Annotated in this window: 4 protein-coding genes and 1 pseudogene; all 5 read right to left on the bottom strand. The window is 64.4% G+C overall.

Annotated features, from left to right (window positions below; all coding sequences use genetic code 11):
* Positions 1–787: PRTRC system protein B (locus VMR39_RS14545; RefSeq protein WP_325416703.1), on the bottom strand; the 787-nt coding region annotated here is incomplete at its 3' end.
* An 8-nt stretch (positions 788–795) separates the two neighbouring features.
* Positions 796–1,743: a hypothetical protein gene (locus VMR39_RS14540; protein ID WP_021688196.1), complete on the bottom strand. Its 948-nt coding sequence runs from the start codon at positions 1,741–1,743 to the stop codon at positions 796–798.
* A gap of 219 nt (positions 1,744–1,962) precedes the next feature.
* Complete coding sequence (locus VMR39_RS14535; RefSeq protein ID WP_013846912.1) at positions 1,963–2,169, bottom strand: PRTRC system protein C; 207 nt, start codon at positions 2,167–2,169, stop codon at positions 1,963–1,965.
* A 49-nt stretch (positions 2,170–2,218) separates the two neighbouring features.
* Positions 2,219–2,656, bottom strand: coding sequence for a PRTRC system protein E (locus tag VMR39_RS14530; RefSeq protein WP_013846913.1), 438 nt, complete (start codon positions 2,654–2,656; stop codon positions 2,219–2,221).
* A 37-nt stretch (positions 2,657–2,693) separates the two neighbouring features.
* Positions 2,694–2,955 (bottom strand): annotated as a pseudogene (locus VMR39_RS14525) (chromosome partitioning protein ParB); the annotation flags it as partial.

Below are 2,955 nucleotides of genomic sequence, written 5' to 3'. Positions count from 1 at the left end.
GATCGGTCCGGGTTGCTCGCCGGGAGGCCTGTCGTGTCCGACCGGGATCGAATGGCCTGAGACGCCTGACCGGAAAGCGCTTCGCCTTGCGCGCGGCGAGGTCGTCCCAGAGCCGAACCAGACCACCTTTGCCGGTGATGGTCAGTTCCTGTCCGGGATTGGGGTGGGTGGACCAGCTATCGAACACCCCGCGCTCGAATTCCGGGATGGAGGCTGTCGTCAGCGTTTTTGGCTTCGGAATGTTGCCCCAGCAAAGTTGCCCGTCGAGATAGACATTGAGCACCGGCGAGTGCAGCACCGGGGTATCGATGCCGGGGCGTTCGTTTGCCGGCAAGGCGTAAACGCCGAACCCCGATCGGGTCGCGATGAACAGATGCGGCGGATACGGGACCGGCATAGTGGTTCGCGCGGCGAGCACCTGCAGGCCGGCGGGCGGATCCGTGAGAGCGAAATAGGCCGGGCGAACCTGGGTCGGGATCCACCATGCGAGCATGTCGGGATGAGCGACCAGCACATTGTCAGGCAGGAATTCGGGAAGAACGGTCCGGCCCAGGGCCTCGGTCCATTGACGCAGATGCGCGCGCGACAGCGATGTGCCCGCGCCGATGATCGGCTTTCCCTCATCGTCATGCTCGATCGCATGGATGCTGGCGAATGCGGCGGCGCCCGCGCGAGCGGTGGCATAGGGACTGGCGTTGCGGATCGGCTGGCTGCGGTAAAGGAGAATGGCGTTGGTCAGCGCGAGGCCGCCGGCGGTCGCTTCGAACTGGGTGCGGTGGTCGGACATAAGGAACCTCAAAGGTTGGCTGGATCGAGCTGGATCAGGTCCTGCGCGGCGAGCAGGAACCGCGCGCCGACACGCAAGGACGCGAACCAGTCGTCGATCGGGACTGAATCTGGCAAAGGGCAGAAGCCGGCGATGTCCATGAAGCCGTATTCCATCCCGTGGCGTCCGACGTCATCGACCTCGCGTGCGAACTGCTCGACCGGAACGAGCGTCAGCGGGGGCAATGTCGAGCATTCCTCGATGCCGGGGAGATACTCTTGGGCAATCTCGATATCGAATTGCCAGGCGCTGCGCTCCGGTCGGAGTTTCCCGAGAGCGGCGTACGCCTTGCGGAGTTCCTCCAGTTTCCGGTGTAAGCCGTTCGGAAGTTCCGCCGATGCCCCCGCGTTTGCCGCGATCATCCAATCGGGCCGGCGAGACTCCATGTTGGATGGCAGAGTGAGTTCCTCGATATCGTCAGGATCCATGCCCTGATATTCGACGATCCACTGCCGCGCGGTTTCATCATCGGTCGCGCCGTCCCAATAGTACATAGAGATTTCATCGAAGAGGTCCTGGTAGCCGAAGATCGGAAGGGCGCGGCCCAGCATATCGTCGAGGGCCTTGTAGGCTGCGGCGCGCCAGGGAATGGGCGCATCGCTGTCTTCGATCCATCCGAGGTCGAGTTGCCCCATGCTGTCGCAGATCACCGCGATAGCCGGCGGATAACCTTCGTTCCCGTGAAGAACCGCGACCCTGAAGTCCGCGAATTCGACGGAGCCCAGAATGTCGAGCACCGCCTTGTCGAACAGTCGTTCGATGCGCTGGCGCGCCTGGTCGCGAGTATAGCGTTTAGCCGTCGTTTCCCGAGACGTGGCCCAGCGGCCTATCAGCTTGTGATGGGACGCCAGTGGAGCATCGAAGAGGGCGGGAATGTCGCCGGACAGTGCAACGGCCCGCCCCGCGAGGTCAGCCAAGGGGTGGAAGGCGCAGGCCCGGTGGCGGCGGGAGCGGCCTGGGAGCCTTGCTCCCGCCGTCCCCGGACGCGAGAAGGATGCACGCGTGGAGCGCCTGGGTTTGCTCGCTGCAGATTGGCTGGGTGAATTCGGATGTGTCGCCATTGCCGGGCTCGATCCATTCGATGAGCGTTTTACGAACTGCGGACGGGATCGCCGCGCTGCTGCCGCGCGCCACGGTCAGCCCTTGGTGCCGACGGCGCGCCGGTATTCGGTGACGTGAGCGCCGCCCGACACGCCGGCGTCGACCATCTCGGCGTTGAGAACCGCGGGGTAGAGCGTGGCATGGTAGGCACGCAGACCGTCGGGATCGTTGGCGAGATGCGGCGGAACCGGAAGGTCGATGCCGTCATAGCGGTACGCGCGGGTGAGATGGTTGATCTGCATGAGGTAAAACTCCCGGCTTGGGTCGTGGCGAGATTTGAGCGGAGTCCGGTCAGAACAAGGTGGCGGGTTGGTCCGGTTTGGCGTCGACCGGCGGGGTGACCGCGTGCTGGAGCTTCGGAGGACTCACAGGCACCGTCGTCTTTGCTGTCGCGGCCTTCGTGGCGGCCTTGGCCTTCGCGGCCTCCGCTGCGGCGATCCTTGCGTCCTCGGCCGCCTGGCGCTGATCGGCGATCTGGTCGGCAAGGGTCTTGCGCGTAGCGATGAGCTGGCCGAGTGCGCCGTCCGATCCACGGCCAAGTTCCGCATCGATCTCCACGGCGGTTGCGGTGATCGAGATCGGGCGGGTCTCGCCGGATTCGAGACCGTGCTTCGCGCCTTCCGCCTTGCGGGGAATGACGGTCAGCGTGACGGTATCGTCGGGGCCGGCGACAAGATCGAAACCGAGCGAATAGTTGGCGAGAAGCGGCAGCAGGTTGGCAATCAACATGGGCGTTGGTCCTTGTCTGGAAGGGTGAGGGTGTCGGTCAGGCGGCGATTTGCGAGATGGGAGCGTCGGCCGGCTGGGCAGCACGATCCGGGGGCGGTCCATAGGCGCCATCGAGCGTCATGCAGCCCGGCAGACGTCCCGCCCAATCGAACCCGATGCGATTGAGCATGCTGGTGACAAGCTCGGTCTTTTTCGATGCGAGCAGCTTGGCGAACCGTTTCTCGCCGACATGCGCGATCAGGCCGCATTCCTGGGCGATGAACTTGAGCTCTTCCTTTGTGTAGCGCTCGAGAAAGGTC

It is taken from the genome of Sphingobium sp. (assembly GCF_035511395.1).
Lineage (GTDB): Bacteria > Pseudomonadota > Alphaproteobacteria > Sphingomonadales > Sphingomonadaceae > Sphingobium.
The sequence above is the reverse complement of the archived record's forward strand: the minus strand, read 5'-3'. Positions and strand labels throughout refer to the sequence as shown.